The sequence below is a fragment of the Serratia sp. Z4 genome, assembly GCF_009900725.1.
Classification (GTDB): Bacteria; Pseudomonadota; Gammaproteobacteria; order Enterobacterales; family Enterobacteriaceae; genus Serratia; species Serratia nematodiphila.
In genome coordinates this window covers 1-14,881 of record NZ_JAAABD010000018.1, presented here as the reverse complement: position 1 = coordinate 14,881, position 14,881 = coordinate 1, and the positions used below count along the sequence as shown (strand labels likewise).

The 14,881-nt window shown below is 50.9% G+C and carries 29 protein-coding genes and 1 pseudogene; all 30 read right to left on the bottom strand.

Annotated features, from left to right (window positions below):
* Positions 1-9: 9 nt before the first annotated feature.
* Positions 10-999: a DNA-directed RNA polymerase subunit alpha gene (gene rpoA / locus GT753_RS25235; RefSeq protein WP_002919219.1), complete on the bottom strand. Its 990-nt coding sequence runs from the start codon at positions 997-999 to the stop codon at positions 10-12.
* Between the two features lie 25 nt (positions 1,000-1,024).
* Positions 1,025-1,645, bottom strand: coding sequence for a 30S ribosomal protein S4 (gene rpsD, locus GT753_RS25230; RefSeq protein WP_004929729.1), 621 nt, complete (start codon positions 1,643-1,645; stop codon positions 1,025-1,027).
* A 30-nt stretch (positions 1,646-1,675) separates the two neighbouring features.
* Positions 1,676-2,065, bottom strand: a complete 390-nt coding sequence (rpsK, locus tag GT753_RS25225) for a 30S ribosomal protein S11 (protein WP_004929731.1) — start codon at positions 2,063-2,065, stop codon at positions 1,676-1,678.
* 16 nt (positions 2,066-2,081) lie between these two features.
* Positions 2,082-2,438, bottom strand: a complete 357-nt coding sequence (gene rpsM / locus GT753_RS25220; RefSeq protein WP_004929734.1) for a 30S ribosomal protein S13 — start codon at positions 2,436-2,438, stop codon at positions 2,082-2,084.
* Positions 2,439-2,586: 148 nt separating this feature from the next.
* Positions 2,587-2,703 (bottom strand): 50S ribosomal protein L36, encoded by a 117-nt coding sequence (rpmJ, locus tag GT753_RS25215; protein WP_002227352.1) that lies wholly within the window; start codon positions 2,701-2,703, stop codon positions 2,587-2,589.
* 33 nt (positions 2,704-2,736) lie between these two features.
* A complete protein-coding gene (gene secY, locus GT753_RS25210) occupies positions 2,737-4,068 on the bottom strand; it encodes a preprotein translocase subunit SecY (RefSeq protein ID WP_004929740.1) in 1,332 nt (443 codons plus the stop codon).
* 7 nt (positions 4,069-4,075) lie between these two features.
* A complete protein-coding gene (gene rplO, locus GT753_RS25205; protein ID WP_004929742.1) occupies positions 4,076-4,510 on the bottom strand; it encodes a 50S ribosomal protein L15 in 435 nt (144 codons plus the stop codon).
* 3 nt (positions 4,511-4,513) lie between these two features.
* A complete protein-coding gene (gene rpmD / locus GT753_RS25200) occupies positions 4,514-4,693 on the bottom strand; it encodes a 50S ribosomal protein L30 (protein WP_048232028.1) in 180 nt (59 codons plus the stop codon).
* Positions 4,694-4,699: 6 nt separating this feature from the next.
* Positions 4,700-5,200, bottom strand: coding sequence for a 30S ribosomal protein S5 (gene rpsE / locus GT753_RS25195; RefSeq protein ID WP_004929747.1), 501 nt, complete (start codon positions 5,198-5,200; stop codon positions 4,700-4,702).
* A 14-nt stretch (positions 5,201-5,214) separates the two neighbouring features.
* A complete protein-coding gene (gene rplR, locus GT753_RS25190; RefSeq protein WP_004929748.1) occupies positions 5,215-5,568 on the bottom strand; it encodes a 50S ribosomal protein L18 in 354 nt (117 codons plus the stop codon).
* Positions 5,569-5,577: 9 nt separating this feature from the next.
* Entirely contained in the window at positions 5,578-6,111 is a 534-nt protein-coding gene (gene rplF, locus GT753_RS25185) for a 50S ribosomal protein L6 (protein ID WP_004929751.1), read from the bottom strand.
* 14 nt (positions 6,112-6,125) lie between these two features.
* Positions 6,126-6,518 (bottom strand): 30S ribosomal protein S8, encoded by a 393-nt coding sequence (rpsH, locus tag GT753_RS25180; protein WP_004929753.1) that lies wholly within the window; start codon positions 6,516-6,518, stop codon positions 6,126-6,128.
* A gap of 30 nt (positions 6,519-6,548) precedes the next feature.
* A complete protein-coding gene (rpsN, locus tag GT753_RS25175) occupies positions 6,549-6,854 on the bottom strand; it encodes a 30S ribosomal protein S14 (protein WP_004929754.1) in 306 nt (101 codons plus the stop codon).
* A gap of 13 nt (positions 6,855-6,867) precedes the next feature.
* A complete protein-coding gene (gene rplE / locus GT753_RS25170; protein ID WP_004929756.1) occupies positions 6,868-7,407 on the bottom strand; it encodes a 50S ribosomal protein L5 in 540 nt (179 codons plus the stop codon).
* A 14-nt stretch (positions 7,408-7,421) separates the two neighbouring features.
* Positions 7,422-7,736, bottom strand: a complete 315-nt coding sequence (rplX, locus tag GT753_RS25165) for a 50S ribosomal protein L24 (RefSeq protein ID WP_004929758.1) — start codon at positions 7,734-7,736, stop codon at positions 7,422-7,424.
* A gap of 9 nt (positions 7,737-7,745) precedes the next feature.
* The gene (gene rplN / locus GT753_RS25160; RefSeq protein ID WP_000613954.1) at positions 7,746-8,117 is read right to left on the bottom strand and encodes a 50S ribosomal protein L14; all 372 of its coding nucleotides are present in this window, start codon (positions 8,115-8,117) and stop codon (positions 7,746-7,748) included.
* Between the two features lie 172 nt (positions 8,118-8,289).
* Complete coding sequence (gene rpsQ / locus GT753_RS25155; protein ID WP_004929760.1) at positions 8,290-8,544, bottom strand: 30S ribosomal protein S17; 255 nt, start codon at positions 8,542-8,544, stop codon at positions 8,290-8,292.
* Entirely contained in the window at positions 8,545-8,736 is a 192-nt protein-coding gene (gene rpmC / locus GT753_RS25150; protein ID WP_004929762.1) for a 50S ribosomal protein L29, read from the bottom strand. It abuts the gene before it with no gap.
* Positions 8,736-9,146 carry a 50S ribosomal protein L16 gene (gene rplP / locus GT753_RS25145; protein WP_004929764.1) on the bottom strand — a complete coding sequence of 137 codons (411 nt, stop codon included), beginning with the start codon at positions 9,144-9,146 and terminating at the stop codon, positions 8,736-8,738. The genes rpmC and rplP overlap by 1 nt, the downstream gene beginning before the upstream one ends.
* Before the next feature lie 12 nt (positions 9,147-9,158).
* Positions 9,159-9,857: a 30S ribosomal protein S3 gene (rpsC, locus tag GT753_RS25140; protein ID WP_004929766.1), complete on the bottom strand. Its 699-nt coding sequence runs from the start codon at positions 9,855-9,857 to the stop codon at positions 9,159-9,161.
* A 17-nt stretch (positions 9,858-9,874) separates the two neighbouring features.
* Positions 9,875-10,207: a 50S ribosomal protein L22 gene (rplV, locus tag GT753_RS25135; RefSeq protein WP_002223844.1), complete on the bottom strand. Its 333-nt coding sequence runs from the start codon at positions 10,205-10,207 to the stop codon at positions 9,875-9,877.
* 14 nt (positions 10,208-10,221) lie between these two features.
* Positions 10,222-10,500 carry a 30S ribosomal protein S19 gene (gene rpsS, locus GT753_RS25130; protein WP_004929772.1) on the bottom strand — a complete coding sequence of 93 codons (279 nt, stop codon included), beginning with the start codon at positions 10,498-10,500 and terminating at the stop codon, positions 10,222-10,224.
* A gap of 14 nt (positions 10,501-10,514) precedes the next feature.
* A complete protein-coding gene (gene rplB, locus GT753_RS25125) occupies positions 10,515-11,339 on the bottom strand; it encodes a 50S ribosomal protein L2 (protein ID WP_004929775.1) in 825 nt (274 codons plus the stop codon).
* Positions 11,340-11,357: 18 nt separating this feature from the next.
* Positions 11,358-11,660, bottom strand: coding sequence for a 50S ribosomal protein L23 (gene rplW / locus GT753_RS25120; protein ID WP_004929776.1), 303 nt, complete (start codon positions 11,658-11,660; stop codon positions 11,358-11,360).
* The gene (gene rplD / locus GT753_RS25115) at positions 11,657-12,262 is read right to left on the bottom strand and encodes a 50S ribosomal protein L4 (protein WP_004929779.1); all 606 of its coding nucleotides are present in this window, start codon (positions 12,260-12,262) and stop codon (positions 11,657-11,659) included. The genes rplW and rplD overlap by 4 nt, the downstream gene beginning before the upstream one ends.
* A gap of 10 nt (positions 12,263-12,272) precedes the next feature.
* Entirely contained in the window at positions 12,273-12,902 is a 630-nt protein-coding gene (gene rplC, locus GT753_RS25110; protein WP_015379265.1) for a 50S ribosomal protein L3, read from the bottom strand.
* A 32-nt stretch (positions 12,903-12,934) separates the two neighbouring features.
* Positions 12,935-13,246, bottom strand: a complete 312-nt coding sequence (gene rpsJ, locus GT753_RS25105; RefSeq protein ID WP_001181005.1) for a 30S ribosomal protein S10 — start codon at positions 13,244-13,246, stop codon at positions 12,935-12,937.
* A 378-nt stretch (positions 13,247-13,624) separates the two neighbouring features.
* Positions 13,625-14,104 (bottom strand): bacterioferritin, encoded by a 480-nt coding sequence (gene bfr, locus GT753_RS25100; protein WP_004929784.1) that lies wholly within the window; start codon positions 14,102-14,104, stop codon positions 13,625-13,627.
* A gap of 73 nt (positions 14,105-14,177) precedes the next feature.
* Entirely contained in the window at positions 14,178-14,372 is a 195-nt protein-coding gene (gene bfd, locus GT753_RS25095; RefSeq protein ID WP_015379266.1) for a bacterioferritin-associated ferredoxin, read from the bottom strand.
* A 131-nt stretch (positions 14,373-14,503) separates the two neighbouring features.
* A pseudogene (gene tuf, locus GT753_RS25090) lies at positions 14,504-14,881 on the bottom strand (elongation factor Tu); the annotation flags it as partial.

Here is a 14,881-nt window from a genome sequence, read left to right as displayed (position 1 = left end):
GTGATCCGGTTACTCGTCAGCAATGCTTGCCGGCGGCCAGTTTTCCAGGCGCATGCCCAGAGACAGACCACGTGAGGCCAGCACGTCTTTAATCTCGGTAAGAGATTTTTTACCCAGGTTTGGCGTTTTCAGCAACTCAACCTCGGTACGCTGTACCAGATCACCGATGTAGTGGATAGCTTCTGCCTTGAGGCAGTTAGCAGAGCGGACAGTCAATTCCAGATCGTCAACAGGGCGCAGCAAGATCGGATCGAATTCCGGTTTCTCTTCTTTAACTTCCGGCTGACGCACATCACGCAGGTCAACGAAAGCTTCAAGTTGTTCAGCCAGAATGGTGGCCGCACGGCGGATCGCCTCTTCAGGATCGATCGTGCCATTGGTCTCCATTTCGATGACCAGCTTATCCAAGTCAGTACGCTGTTCTACACGCGCAGCTTCAACATTGTAGGCGATACGCTCTACAGGGCTGTAGCAGGCGTCAACCAACAGACGACCGATTGGGCGCTCATCTTCTTCCGAATGAATTCGGGCAGAAGCCGGCACATAACCGCGACCGCGCTGAACTTTGATACGCATGCTGATAGCCGCGTTCTCATCAGTCAGGTGGCAAATCACGTGCTGAGGCTTGACGATTTCGACATCACCATCATGGGTGATGTCGGCAGCGGTCACAGGGCCAATGCCAGATTTATTCAGGGTAAGAATAACTTCGTCTTTGCCTTGAACTCTCACCGCCAGCCCTTTCAGGTTGAGCAGGATCTCCAGGATATCTTCCTGTACGCCTTCTTTGGTGCTGTACTCATGCAGTACACCATCAATCTCAACCTCGGTCACCGCGCAACCCGGCATAGATGAAAGCAGAATACGGCGCAGTGCGTTGCCAAGAGTATGGCCAAAGCCACGCTCTAAAGGCTCAAGGGTCACCTTGGCGTGCGTCGAACTGACTTGCTCGATATCTACCAGGCGCGGTTTTAGAAACTCTGTCACAGAACCCTGCATTGTGTCCTCTCTTTGGTACTAAGCTTTACTTGGAGTAAAGCTCGACGATCAGGTGTTCGTTAATGTCCGCAGACAGATCGGTACGTTCAGGCATACGCTTGAACACGCCTTCCATCTTAGCAGCATCAACTTCCAGCCAAGTCGGCTTTTCACGCTGCTCAGCCAGCTCCAGAGAAGCTTTAACACGAGACTGCTTTTTAGCTTTCTCGCGGATGCTGACTACGTCATTCGGAGATACCTGATAAGAAGCGATGTTAACAACGCGACCGTTTACCATAACTGCTTTGTGGCTAACCAGCTGACGTGACTCTGCACGAGTAGCGCCGAAGCCCATACGGTAAACAACGTTGTCCAGACGACCTTCCAGCAGCTGCAACAGGTTTTCACCGGTGTTGCCCTTCAGGCGGGTTGCTTCTTTGTAATAGTTGCGGAATTGACGCTCCAGAATGCCGTACATACGACGAACTTTCTGCTTCTCACGCAACTGAACACCGTAATCAGACAGACGCGGTTTACGCGCACCATGCTGACCAGGTGCTTGTTCAATTTTACACTTGGAATCGATCGCGCGAACGCCAGACTTAAGGAACAGGTCTGTGCCCTCACGACGGCTCAGCTTGAGCTTAGGACCCAAATATCTTGCCATTTTCTTTCTCCAACAATCCTAAAAGCTGCGTTACACGCGGCGCTTTTTCGGCGGACGACAACCGTTATGAGGGATCGGAGTCACATCAGTAATGTTAGTGATGCGGAAACCAGCCGCGTTCAGAGCGCGGATAGTAGACTCACGACCAGGACCAGGTCCTTTAACCATAACTTCCAGGTTCTTGATACCGTATTCTTTCACTGCGTCAGCACAACGTTCTGCTGCAACCTGTGCTGCGAACGGAGTGGACTTACGAGAACCACGGAAACCGGAACCACCGGCTGTTGCCCAACCCAAAGCATTACCCTGACGATCAGTGATGGTAACGATGGTGTTGTTGAAAGAAGCATGGATATGAGCCACGCCGTCAGAGACTTGCTTTCTTACACGCTTACGTGTACGAACAGGTGCCTTTGCCATTATTCAATAACCCCGATTATTTCTTGATCGGCTTGCGCGGACCCTTACGGGTACGAGCGTTGGTCTTGGTGCGCTGACCGCGTACCGGCAGACCACGACGATGACGCAAACCACGATAGCAACCAAGGTCCATAAGACGCTTGATGCTCAGGGTAATTTCACGACGCAAATCACCCTCAACGGTGTATTTGGCAACTGCATCACGAAGCTTTTCGATTTGCTCTTCAGACAGCTCACTGATCTTAACATTTTCAGCAATACCCGTAGATGCACAGATAGCCTGTGAACGGGTTTTACCGATACCGAAGATCGACGTTAAGGCGATAACGGTATGTTTATGATCAGGAATGTTAATGCCTGCTATACGGGCCACTATGCACTCCTACTATTTTATACAGCAACACCATTCTGAAAAGCCCGTTTTCAGGATACTCAAATAATGTTGCAGTGCGACATACAAAAGATTGGCTGGCTAATCTAGCCAGCTCAACCCAACTTTGCAAGAAAAATATGCGAGATAATCAGCCTTGACGCTGTTTATGCTTCGGCTCGGCGCTGCAAATCACACGAACGACACCGTTACGCTTAACGATTTTGCAGTTACGACATAATTTCTTGACGGAAGCACGAACTTTCATTTTTACTCTCCGTAACTTCTCAAACGAATCTGACTAGCGGTTATAGCCTTTCAGATTTGCTTTCTTCAATGCAGACTCGTACTGACTTGACATCATCAGAGTTTGCACTTGAGCCATAAAGTCCATGATGACGACAACCACGATCAGTAGCGAGGTACCACCAAAGTAGAATGGTACTTTCATTGCATCACGCATGAACTCCGGGATCAGGCAGATGAAAGTAATGTACATCGCGCCCACCAGGGTTAAACGCGTCATTACTTTATCGATATACTTCGCCGTTTGCTCTCCCGGACGAATTCCTGGTACGAAGGCACCGGACTTCTTCAGGTTATCTGCTGTCTCACGCGGGTTGAAAACCAACGCCGTGTAGAAGAAACAGAAGAAGATGATTGCAGACGCATAGAGTAACACATAAAGCGGTTGCCCTGGCTGCAAATACAGCGAAATCGTAGTCAGCCAGTTCCAACCGGTACCGCCCCCAAACCATGATGCAATCGTGGCCGGGAACAGAATAATGCTGGAAGCGAAAATCGCCGGGATAACACCCGCCATGTTCACTTTCAACGGTAAGTGTGTACTCTGTGCTGCATAAACACGACGACCTTGTTGACGCTTCGCATAGTTAACGACGATACGACGTTGACCACGCTCGATGAAAACAACGAAGAAGGTTACTGCAAACACCAATACTGCAACCAACAGCAGCAGGAGGAAGTGCAGGTCGCCTTGCCGCGCTTGCTCAATAGTATGGGCCACTGCCGGCGGGAGCCCCGCTACAATACCCGCGAAGATAATGATCGAGATACCGTTGCCGATACCGCGCTCAGTAATCTGCTCACCCAGCCACATCAGGAACATTGTCCCGGTTACCAGGCTCACAACCGCAGTAAAGTAGAATGCAAAGCCTGGGTTTAACACCAGGCCCTGCATACCAGGCATATTCGGCAGACCGGTAGCAATACCGATCGACTGGAATATGGCCAATACCAGCGTACCGTAGCGGGTGTACTGGCTAATCTTGCGACGGCCAGCCTCCCCTTCTTTCTTGATTTCCGCCAACGCTGGATGAACCACCGTCAGCAGCTGGATAATGATCGACGCCGAGATATACGGCATGATCCCCAGAGCAAAGATAGAAGCACGGCTGAGGGCACCACCAGAGAACATGTTAAACATTTCAATGATAGTGCCTCTCTGCTGCTCAAGCAATTTGGCAAGCACAGTGGCATCGATACCAGGAATCGGAATGAAAGAGCCGATGCGGAAGACAATCAGCGCGCCGATGACAAACAAAAGTCTGCGCTTCAGCTCGCCGAGCCCGCCTTTAGCACTTTGAAAATCTAATCCTGGTTGCTTAGCCATCTGCTACTTATTCCTCAATTTTACCGCCAGCAGCCTCGATAGCAGCACGAGCGCCTTTGGTGACACGCAGACCACGCAGGGTTACCGGACGAGCGACTTCGCCAGAAAGTACAACTTTCGCGAATTCGATCTGGACACCAACTACGTTAGCGGCTTTCAGCGCGTTCAGGTCGATAACATCGCCTTCAACCAGAGCCAGTTCAGACAGACGAACTTCTGCCGTGATCATCGCTTTGCGTGAAGTGAAGCCGAATTTCGGCAGACGACGGTACAGAGGCATCTGACCACCTTCGAAACCACGACGTACGCCACCGCCAGAACGAGACTTCTGACCTTTGTGACCACGGCCGCCGGTTTTACCCAGGCCAGAACCAATACCACGACCTACACGCTTAGGCGCATGCTTGGCACCTTCAGCCGGAGACAGAGTATTTAAACGCATCTGTTACTCCTCAACTTTAACCATGTAGGAAACCAGGTTGACCATACCGCGAACAGCAGGAGTATCCTCGCGCTCTACGGTGTGACCAATACGACGCAGACCCAGACCGAGCAGAGTAGCTTTATGCTTCGGCAGACGGCCAATTGAGCTGCGAGTTTGTGTAACTTTAATAGTCTTAGCCATGGTCAATTACCCCAGAATGTCGGCAACGGATTTACCACGCTTAGCAGCGACCATTTCAGGAGACTTCATATTCGCCAGAGCGTCGATAGTTGCACGAACCACGTTGATCGGGTTGGTGGAACCATAAGCTTTAGCCAATACGTTGTGCACCCCAGCAACTTCGAGAACGGCGCGCATTGCACCGCCCGCGATGATACCGGTACCTTCATGAGCAGGCTGCATGAACACGCGAGAACCCGTGTGAGCGCCCTTAACAGGGTGCTGCAGGGTGCCGCTGTTCAGCGCGACGTTCATCATGTTGCGACGGGCTTTTTCCATCGCTTTCTGGATCGCTGCTGGAACTTCGCGTGCTTTGCCGTAGCCAAAACCAACGCGACCGTTACCATCACCAACTACAGTCAGTGCGGTAAAGCTGAAAATACGGCCACCTTTTACGGTTTTAGATACGCGGTTTACCGCGATCAGCTTTTCCTGCAGTTCGCCAGCTTGTTTTTCGATGTGAGCCATCTTAAACCTCTTCCTTAGAACTGAAGGCCAGCTTCACGGGCAGCATCTGCCAGTGCCTGGACTCGACCATGATATTGGAAACCGGAACGGTCAAAGGATACTTTCGCAATCCCTTTTTCCAACGCGCGCTCAGCCAGAGCTTTACCTACGGCTGCTGCTGCGTCTTTGTTACCGGAATACTTCAGTTGCTCCGCGATAGCTTTTTCTAAAGTAGAAGCGGCTACCAGTACTTCAGAACCGTTTGGAGCAATCACCTGTGCGTAAATGTGACGCGGGGTACGATGTACCACCAGGCGGGTTGCACCCAGCTCTTGGAGCTTGCGGCGTGCGCGGGTCGCACGACGGATACGAGCAGATTTCTTATCCATAGTGTTACCTTACTTCTTCTTAGCCTCTTTGGTACGCACGACTTCGTCGGCGTAACGAACACCCTTGCCTTTGTAAGGCTCAGGACGACGGTAAGCGCGCAGATCTGCTGCTACCTGGCCAATTACCTGCTTATCAGCGCCTTTCAGCACGATTTCAGTTTGGCTTGGGCATTCAGCAGTGATACCTGCCGGCAGCTGGTGATCGATAGGGTGAGAGAAGCCCAGGGCCAAATTCACCACGTTGCCTTTAACGGCAGCACGATAACCAACACCTACCAGTTGAAGCTTCTTGGTGAAGCCTTCGGTAACACCAACAACCATTGCGTTCAGCAGAGCGCGCGTGGTACCCGCTTGGGCCCATGCGTTAGCAAAACCTTCGCGCGGAGCGAAAGTCAGTGCGTTAGCTTCTTGCTTCACTTCAACGGCGTCGTGGATAGTACGAGTCAACTCGCCGTTTTTACCCTTAATCGAAATAACCTGACCGTTGAGTTTTACCTCTACGCCGGCAGGAATGACGACGGGTGCTTTTGCAACACGAGACATTCTTTCCTCCCGAATTAAGCTACGTAGCAGATAATCTCGCCACCCAGACCAGCCTGGCGAGCTGCACGATCGGTCATAACACCTTTAGAGGTAGAAACAACAGCGATACCCAAACCGGCCATAACTTTTGGCAGCTCATCTTTTTTCTTGTAGATGCGCAGACCTGGACGGCTGATACGTTGAATGCTTTCTACCACAGCTTTGCCCTGGAAGTACTTCAGTACCAGTTCCAGAACAGGCTTGGCGTCGCCTTCGATTTTGAAATCTTCAATAAAACCTTCTTCCTTCAGCACGTTGGCAATTGCCACTTTCAGCTTGGAGGAAGGCATGGTGACCGCAACTTTGTTCGCGGCTTGACCGTTACGGATACGGGTCAGCATATCCGCGATCGGATCTTGCATGCTCATCTGTCTTTACTCCCGTGATTCAATTGGTAATTACCAGCTAGCCTTTTTCAAGCCTGGTACTTCACCGCGCATAGCGGCTTCACGAAGCTTAATACGGCTCAACCCGAATTTGCCCACATAACCATGTGGACGGCCAGTTTGGCGGCAGCGTTTACGCTGACGAGACGGGCTGGAATCACGCGGCAGAGTTTGCAGCTTGAGAACGGCATTCCAACGATCTTCATCGGATGCGTTCACATCAGAGATAATAGCTTTCAGTTCAGCGCGTTTTGCAAAGAACTTGTCAGCTAATTTCACGCGCTTGACTTCGCGTGCTTTCATTGATTGCTTAGCCATCAGTAACCCTGCCTTACTTGCGGAACGGGAAGTTAAAAGCAGCCAGCAGCGCGCGGCCTTCATCATCAGATTTCGCAGTAGTGGTAATGGTAATATCCAAACCACGAACGCGATCGACTTTGTCGTAGTCGATTTCTGGGAAGATGATTTGCTCACGCACGCCCATGCTGTAGTTGCCACGGCCATCGAATGACTTGGCGGACAGGCCACGGAAGTCACGGATACGTGGAACAGCAATGGAGATCAGACGCTCAAAGAACTCCCACATGCGTTCGCCACGCAGAGTTACTTTACAGCCGATCGGATAGCCCTGACGGATTTTGAAGCCTGCAACAGATTTGCGGGCTTTGGTGATCAACGGTTTTTGACCGGAGATGGCTGCCAGGTCCGCTGCGGCGTTATCCAGCAGTTTCTTGTCAGCAATCGCTTCACCAACACCCATGTTCAGGGTGATCTTCTCGACCCGAGGGACTTGCATGACAGAGTTGTAATCAAACTGAGACATCAGTTGTTTGACTACCTCGTCTTTGTAGTAATCATGCAGTTTCGCCATCGTATTACTCCAAATTACTTGATAGTTTCGCTGTTAGACTTGAAGAAACGGACTTTTTTGCCGTCTTCGAATCTAAAGCCTACACGGTCAGCCTTGCCGGTAGCCGCGTTGAAGATAGCAATGTTAGAAACCTGAATTGCAGCTTCTTTCTCAACAATGCCGCCTGGTTGGTTCAGAGCCGGAACCGGCTTCTGGTGTTTCTTAACCAGGTTGATGCCTTCAACAATGACCTTGCCAGCAGACAGGACATTTTTTACTTTACCGCGCTTACCTTTGTCTTTCCCGGTAATCACGATAACTTCGTCATCACGACGGATCTTCGCTGCCATGTTCGCTCCTTAGAGTACTTCTGGTGCCAGAGAGATAATTTTCATGAACTTCTCATTACGCAGTTCACGAGTTACCGGCCCAAAAATACGCGTACCGATTGGCTGCTCGCTGTTATTGTTCAAAATAACGCATGCATTGCCATCGAAGCGAATGACAGAACCGTCCGGGCGACGTACACCCTTCTTGGTGCGCACCACTACCGCCTTCAGAACATCGCCTTTCTTCACCTTACCGCGAGGAATTGCTTCCTTGATGGTAATTTTGATGATGTCGCCGACGCCTGCGTAGCGACGGTGCGAGCCACCTAGAACCTTGATACACATTACGCGACGTGCACCGGAGTTGTCGGCGACGTTCAGCATAGTCTGTTCTTGGATCATTTTAGTGCTCCGCTAATGTCAACTACTACTTTAAAGACCCAAGTAAAAATTAGGCCGTTGAAAAGCCCCATAACCGAGGGCGCAGCATTATAACACCGCTTACTTGGTATGGGTAGAAAAAATAAACGGCTCATTTTCTGAGCCGTTTATTAAGTGAGAGCCAGCTACTCTATTACAGAATCGCTTTCTCTACAACGCGAACCAACGTCCAGGACTTGGTCTTGGACAGTGGGCGGCATTCGCGGATTTCCACCACGTCGCCGGTACCACATTCGTTGTTCTCGTCATGTACGTGCAGCTTGGTCGTACGTTTGATGAATTTCCCGTAGATCGGGTGCTTCACAGTACGCTCGATAGCAACAACGATGGATTTCTCCATTTTATCGCTAACAACACGACCCTGCAGGGTACGGATAACTTCAGTCATTTACACACCCGCCTTTTGAGTCAGTAAAGTCTTAACGCGTGCGACGTCACGACGCACTTGTTTCAACAGGTGAGTTTGTTGCAGCTGGCCACTGGCCGCCTGCATGCGCAAGTTGAATTGCTCACGCAGCAGGTTGAGCAGCTCGGCATTCAGCTCTTCAACGCTTTTTTCACGCAGCTCTTGTGCTTTCATTACATCACCGTCTTAGTTACAAAGGTGGTTTTGATCGGCAGTTTCGCTGCTGCCAGTTTGAATGCCTCGCGGGCAACCTCTTCTGGCACGCCGTCCATTTCGTACAGGACCTTACCAGGCTGGATCAGGGCAACCCAATACTCCACGTTACCCTTACCTTTACCCATACGCACTTCCAGCGGCTTCTCGGTGATCGGTTTGTCCGGGAATACACGGATCCAGATCTTGCCTTGACGCTTAACTGCACGAGTCATTGCACGACGAGCTGCTTCGATTTGACGAGCAGTCAGACGGCCACGGCCAACAGCTTTCAGACCGAAAGTGCCGAAGCTAACATCCGTACCTTGCGCCAGACCACGGTTGCGGCCCTTGTGCACCTTACGGAATTTTGTACGCTTTGGTTGTAACATCAGCGACTCTCCTTACTTGCGGCCTTTACGCTGCTGCTTTTTAGGTTGAGCAGCCGGTTCCGGTTGTTCAACTGCAGCCATACCACCCAGGATCTCACCTTTGAAGATCCATACCTTAACGCCGATTACACCATAAGTGGTGTGCGCTTCAGATGTGTTGTAGTCGATGTCCGCACGCAGAGTGTGCAATGGAACACGACCTTCGCGGTACCATTCGGTACGTGCGATTTCGGCGCCGCCAAGACGGCCGCTTACTTCAACTTTGATACCTTTAGCGCCAAGACGCATTGCGTTCTGTACTGCACGCTTCATAGCACGACGGAACATAACGCGACGTTCCAGCTGAGAAGTGATGCTGTCAGCAACCAATTTAGCGTCGAGTTCCGGTTTACGGACTTCGGCGATGTTGATCTGTGCAGGAACGCCAGCGATGTCCGCTACGACCTTGCGCAGTTTTTCGACGTCTTCACCTTTCTTGCCGATAACGATGCCTGGGCGAGCAGTGTGAATGGTCACACGGATGCTCTTCGCAGGACGCTCGATAACGATGCGAGAAACGGAAGCTTTCGACAGTTCCTTAGTCAGGAATTGACGAACTTTAAAGTCGCTGTCCAGGTTGTCAGCGAATTCTTTGGTATTCGCATACCAAGTAGAGTTCCAAGGTTTGACAATACCCAGGCGAATACCATTAGGATGTACTTTCTGACCCATTGCTAGTCTCCAGAGTCTCAGCGATCGGACACAACCACAGTAATGTGGCTGGTGCGCTTCAGGATGCGATCTGCACGACCTTTTGCACGCGGCATAATGCGCTTCATGCTTGGGCCTTCGTCTACGAAGATTTTCGTAACTTTCAGATCATCGATGTCAGCGCCATCGTTGTGTTCTGCGTTAGCAATGGCAGACTCCAGCACTTTCTTAACCAGACCAGCAGCTTTCTTGTTGGTGTAGGTCAGAGTTTCCAGAGCTTGCGACACTTTCTTACCGCGAATCAGGTCAGCAACAAGGCGAACCTTCTGAGCAGAAGAACGAGCGTGGCGATGTTTAGCGATAGTTTCCATCTCTTCCTCCTACCTTAGCGCTTTTTAGCTTTTTTATCAGCCGCATGGCCGCGATAAGTACGAGTCGGCGCGAATTCACCCAGTTTGTGACCGACCATTTCATCGGAAACGAACACTGGTACGTGCTGACGACCATTATGGACAGCGATGGTCAAACCGATCATGTTAGGAAAGATCGTTGAACGACGGGACCAAGTGCGCAAAGGCTTCTTGTCACCGCTTTCCACCGCTTTCTCTACCTTCTTCAGCAAGTGCAGGTCAATAAAAGGACCTTTCTTGAGAGAACGTGGCATGGCTTATCCTCTAATTATTTTTTGCTACGGCGACGTACGATGAACTTATCAGTACGCTTGTTGCTACGGGTCTTCTTACCTTTGGTCTGAACGCCCCACGGAGTTACCGGGTGCTTACCAAAATTACGACCTTCACCACCACCGTGCGGGTGATCTACCGGGTTCATCGCCGTACCGCGAACGGTAGGACGAACACCACGCCAACGTGCAGCACCTGCTTTACCCAGAACGCGAAGCATGTGTTCAGCGTTACCGACTTCACCCAGGGTGGCGCGGCAATCAGCTGGAACTTTACGCATTTCGCCGGAGCGCAGACGCAGAGTTACGTAGGAACCATCACGAGCAACGATCTGAACGTAGGCGCCAGCGGAGCGAGCCATCTGGCCGCCTTTACCTGGTTTCATTTCTACGTTGTGAACCGTTGAACCAACTGGAATGTTGCGCATCGGCAGGGTGTTACCCGCTTTGATTGCAGCATCAACGCCAGATTGAATCTGGTCACCAGCTTTCAGGCCTTTCGGCGCCAGGATGTAACGGCGTTCGCCGTCTTTGTACAGAACCAGCGCGATGTTCGCGGAACGGTTCGGATCGTACTCCAGACGCTCAACCACAGCAGGGATACCGTCTTTGTTGCGCTTGAAGTCAACCAGACGATAATGTTGCTTGTGGCCACCACCGATATGACGGGTGGTGATACGGCCATTGTTGTTACGACCACCGCTTTTGCTCAGTTTTTCCAGCAGCGGGGCATAAGGTTTACCCTTGTGCAGCTCAGGGTTAACCACTTTAACAACGTGGCGACGACCCGGAGATGTAGGTTTACATTTAACAATTGCCATTGTTCTTACTCCTCCGACTTACTCTGCGCCGCCGATGAAGTCCAGATTCTGGCCTTCTTTCAGGGTGACGTAAGCTTTTTTCCAGTCGCTACGACGACCAACACGCTGACCGTGACGCTTCACTTTCCCTTTAACTACCAGGGTGTTCACGTCTTTGACTTCGACTTCAAACAGTTTCTGCACTGCAGCTTTGATTTCTGCTTTGGTCGCGTCTTTGGCAACTTTGAGAACGATGGTGTTGCTTTTTTCCATCGCAGCGGATGCTTTTTCAGATACGTGCGGTGCACGCAGCACTTTCAGCAAACGTTCTTCACGGATCATGCCAGCATCTCCTCAACTTGCTTCACAGCATCAGCAGTCATAACCACTTTGTCGAAGGCGATCAGGCTAACCGGATCGATACCTGCTACATCGCGCACGTCAACCTTGTACAGGTTGCGAGCTGCCAGGAACAGATTCTCATCCAGTTCACCGGTCACGATCAGCACGTCTTCCAGAGCCATATCTTTCAGTTTCTGTGCCAGCAGCTTAGTTTTAGGCGCTTCTACAGAGAACTTCTCGACAACGATCAGACGATCTTGACGTACCAGTTCGGACAGGATGCTTTTCAGCGCGCCGCGGTACATCTTTTTGTTTACTTTCTGACTGTGGTCCTGTGGCTTAGCAGCAAAGGTCACGCCGCCTGAACGCCAGATCGGGCTCTTTACAGAACCTGAACGCGCACGGCCGGTGCCTTTCTGACGCCATGGCTTTTTGCCGGAACCAGTTACTTCAGCACGGGTCTTCTGAGCACGAGTACCTTGACGGGCACCTGCTGCATAAGCAACAACAACCTGGTGTACCAGCGCTTCGTTGAAATCACGACCGAAGGTAGTTTCGGAAACAGTCAGCGCGCTTTGCGCGTCTTTCAATACTAATTCCATTGCTATCCCCTTACGCCTTCACAGCTGGTTTAACGATCAGGTTGCCACCGGTTGCGCCCGGTACAGCACCCTTAACCAGCAGCAGGTTGCGCTCAGCGTCAACACGTACTACGTCCAGGCTTTGAACGGTTACGCGCTCATCACCCAGGTGGCCAGCCATTTTCTTGCCTTTGAACACTTTGCCCGGAGTCTGGTTCTGACCGATAGAACCCGGAACGCGGTGAGACAAGGAGTTACCGTGGGTAGCGTCTTGGGTACGGAAGTTCCAGCGCTTAACAGTGCCAGCAAAACCTTTACCTTTAGAAGTACCGGTAACATCGACTTTTTTAACGTCAGCGAAGATTTCTACGCTAATTTCCTGACCTGCAGCGAATTCTTGACCTTCTTCCAGGCGGAATTCCCACAGACCACGGCCAGCTTCAACGCCAGCTTTAGCGAAATGGCCCGCTTCCGGCTTGGTTACACGGTTAGCTTTTTTGCTACCAGTGGTAACCTGAACGGCACGGTAACCGTCGGTGTCCAGGCTTTTAACCTGAGTCACGCGGTTCGCTTCAATTTCAATTACGGTTACTGGGATAGAAACGCCATCTTCAGTGAAGATACGGGTCATACCCACTTTTTTACCGACTAAACCAATCATTGTTTCAACCTCTCAATCGCTCAATGACCTGATTAACCCAGGCTGATCTGCACGTCTACACCGGCAGCCAGATCCAGACGCATCAGAGCATCAACGGTTTTCTCGGTTGGCTCAACGATGTCAACCAGACGCTTGTGAGTGCGAATCTCGTACTGATCGCGCGCGTCTTTGTTGACGTGCGGAGAGATCAGAACGGTAAAGCGCTCTTTGCGAGTTGGCAGCGGGATCGGACCACGGACTTGCGCACCAGTGCGCTTTGCAGTCTCGACGATTTCCGCGGTTGATTGATCGATCAGACGATGATCAAACGCTTTCAGGCGGATACGGATTCTTTGGTTCTGCATGAGACCAGAGCTCCAATTATTTATAAACGTAAATAATTACTCCTCACACCCATTTCGATTGATGGGGGAGTGTAATCGTCAACATATAACCCCCATATCGGGAGTATTGTTCGAAAGGCAAAAAAGGCCTGCCAATCGACTGATTCGCTAAAATCAGGCTTACCAAGATTAGGTAAGCCCGCGCATTATACGCAAAATGGCCCAGGAAGCAAGCCGCAGTTGGAAATATGCTCAGGAAATCGTCATTTTTGCGCGTTCAGCGACGATCACGGGATGAAGGTGGCGATCAAGGTATGAATTATGCTTAGCGGGCAGCTCCCCTGCCCCACCGTAAAAACGGTCGCCGGCAGGAGAGGCGATGACGAACGGAAGGCAGGCTTACTCTTTGCGCTCTAAAATCTGGGCCTGGGCATAGTTTTGAATGCCGAGGCGAGCGATCAGATCCAGCTCGGTTTCCAGCCAGTCGATATGCTCTTCTTCATCGGCCAGAATGTCGATCATCAAATCACGGCTGACATAATCGTGAATCGAGTCGGCGTAGGCGATACCTTCGCGCAGGTTCTTGGCGCCCGCCAATTCCAGCGCCAGATCGGAACGCAGCATCTCTTCAATGTCTTCGCCGATGTTCAGCTTGCCGAGGTCTTGCAGATTAGGTATTCCTTCCAGGAACAGGATGCGCTCGATGTAGCGATCGGCATGTTTCATTTCGTCGATCGACTCGTGGTATTCCTTATCGTTGAGGCGCATTAAACCCCAATTCTTGAACATGCGGGCGTGCAGGAAATATTGATTGATGGCAACCAGCTCGTTGCCGAGCAGCTTGTTGAGGTGAGCAATGATCTTTTTATCGCCTTTCATAGGTAACTCCTCCTGGCCAGTTCTAAAAGTGTAGAACCTGTAAGCCAAGAGTCAAAAATAACCTTACCCTTTGTTAGGCAACTTCATGCATTGGGATGATAGTTCCGCGTTCCTCCACCATAATCTGTCTTGCCTGACGAATGCACTTTCCACAATCGGTACCAATCGGCACAAGTTCACGCAGCTGCTTCATGGTATGGGGGTTGTGCTGACGCACCGCATTACGGATCGCTTTGTCAGTCACCGCATTACACAGACATACATACATAGAGAGACTCACTTCTTAACCAATGCATTGAGTCTAAATAGGAATGGTTTTTATTTCAATTAAGATTTATACGAATTGCATAAAAAAAGGGCACCGAAGTGCCCTTTTTTGTGTCGAAAAATTATTCGCGATTAAGCGATAACTTTAGCAACAACACCAGCGCCTACAGTACGGCCGCCTTCACGGATTGCGAAACGCAGACCGTCGTCCATCGCGATTGGGTGAATCAGGGTTACAACCATGTTCACGTTGTCGCCTGGCATTACCATCTCTACGCCTTCTGGCAGTTCGATGGTACCGGTTACGTCAGTAGTACGGAAGTAGAACTGTGGACGGTAGCCTTTGAAGAATGGCGTGTGACGACCACCTTCATCTTTGCTCAGGATGTACACTTCAGATTCGAACTGGGTGTGCGGCTTGATGGAGCCTGGCTTAGCCAGTACCTGACCACGTTCGATTTCTTCACGTTTGATACCACGCAGCAGAACACCTACGTTCTCACCAGCACG

Excerpts from the sequence above, each read along its gene's own strand:
- rplW (WP_004929776.1), bottom strand. The coding sequence starts at position 11,660 with ATGATCCGTGAAGAACGTTTGCTGAAAGTGCTGCGTGCACCGCACGTA.
- rpmD (WP_048232028.1), bottom strand. The coding sequence starts at position 4,693 with ATGGCTAAGACTATTAAAGTTACACAAACTCGCAGCTCAATTGGCCGT.
- rplR (WP_004929748.1), bottom strand. The coding sequence starts at position 5,568 with ATGGATAAGAAATCTGCTCGTATCCGTCGTGCGACCCGCGCACGCCGC.
- rpsC (WP_004929766.1), bottom strand. The coding sequence starts at position 9,857 with ATGGGTCAGAAAGTACATCCTAATGGTATTCGCCTGGGTATTGTCAAA.
- secY (WP_004929740.1), bottom strand. The coding sequence starts at position 4,068 with ATGGCTAAGCAACCAGGATTAGATTTTCAAAGTGCTAAAGGCGGGCTC.
- rplX (WP_004929758.1), bottom strand. The coding sequence starts at position 7,736 with ATGGCAGCGAAGATCCGTCGTGATGACGAAGTTATCGTGATTACCGGG.
- rplD (WP_004929779.1), bottom strand. The coding sequence starts at position 12,262 with ATGGAATTAGTATTGAAAGACGCGCAAAGCGCGCTGACTGTTTCCGAA.
- rpsK (WP_004929731.1), bottom strand. The coding sequence starts at position 2,065 with ATGGCAAAGGCACCTGTTCGTACACGTAAGCGTGTAAGAAAGCAAGTC.
- rpsH (WP_004929753.1), bottom strand. The coding sequence starts at position 6,518 with ATGAGCATGCAAGATCCGATCGCGGATATGCTGACCCGTATCCGTAAC.
- rpsQ (WP_004929760.1), bottom strand. The coding sequence starts at position 8,544 with ATGACTGAAGTTATCCGTACCCTGCAGGGTCGTGTTGTTAGCGATAAA.
- rpsN (WP_004929754.1), bottom strand. The coding sequence starts at position 6,854 with ATGGCTAAGCAATCAATGAAAGCACGCGAAGTCAAGCGCGTGAAATTA.
- rplC (WP_015379265.1), bottom strand. The coding sequence starts at position 12,902 with ATGATTGGTTTAGTCGGTAAAAAAGTGGGTATGACCCGTATCTTCACT.
- rpsJ (WP_001181005.1), bottom strand. The coding sequence starts at position 13,246 with ATGCAGAACCAAAGAATCCGTATCCGCCTGAAAGCGTTTGATCATCGT.
- rplP (WP_004929764.1), bottom strand. The coding sequence starts at position 9,146 with ATGTTACAACCAAAGCGTACAAAATTCCGTAAGGTGCACAAGGGCCGC.
- rplB (WP_004929775.1), bottom strand. The coding sequence starts at position 11,339 with ATGGCAATTGTTAAATGTAAACCTACATCTCCGGGTCGTCGCCACGTT.
- rplO (WP_004929742.1), bottom strand. The coding sequence starts at position 4,510 with ATGCGTTTAAATACTCTGTCTCCGGCTGAAGGTGCCAAGCATGCGCCT.
- rplF (WP_004929751.1), bottom strand. The coding sequence starts at position 6,111 with ATGTCTCGTGTTGCAAAAGCACCCGTCGTCATTCCTGCCGGCGTAGAG.
- rpoA (WP_002919219.1), bottom strand. The coding sequence starts at position 999 with ATGCAGGGTTCTGTGACAGAGTTTCTAAAACCGCGCCTGGTAGATATC.
- bfd (WP_015379266.1), bottom strand. The coding sequence starts at position 14,372 with ATGTATGTATGTCTGTGTAATGCGGTGACTGACAAAGCGATCCGTAAT.
- rpmC (WP_004929762.1), bottom strand. The coding sequence starts at position 8,736 with ATGAAAGCACAAGAGCTGCGTGAAAAAAGCGTTGAAGAGCTGAATGCC.
- rplV (WP_002223844.1), bottom strand. The coding sequence starts at position 10,207 with ATGGAAACTATCGCTAAACATCGCCACGCTCGTTCTTCTGCTCAGAAG.
- rplN (WP_000613954.1), bottom strand. The coding sequence starts at position 8,117 with ATGATCCAAGAACAGACTATGCTGAACGTCGCCGACAACTCCGGTGCA.
- rpmJ (WP_002227352.1), bottom strand. The coding sequence starts at position 2,703 with ATGAAAGTTCGTGCTTCCGTCAAGAAATTATGTCGTAACTGCAAAATC.
- bfr (WP_004929784.1), bottom strand. The coding sequence starts at position 14,104 with ATGAAAGGCGATAAAAAGATCATTGCTCACCTCAACAAGCTGCTCGGC.
- rpsS (WP_004929772.1), bottom strand. The coding sequence starts at position 10,500 with ATGCCACGTTCTCTCAAGAAAGGTCCTTTTATTGACCTGCACTTGCTG.
- rpsD (WP_004929729.1), bottom strand. The coding sequence starts at position 1,645 with ATGGCAAGATATTTGGGTCCTAAGCTCAAGCTGAGCCGTCGTGAGGGC.
- rplE (WP_004929756.1), bottom strand. The coding sequence starts at position 7,407 with ATGGCGAAACTGCATGATTACTACAAAGACGAGGTAGTCAAACAACTG.
- rpsE (WP_004929747.1), bottom strand. The coding sequence starts at position 5,200 with ATGGCTCACATCGAAAAACAAGCTGGCGAACTGCAGGAAAAGCTGATC.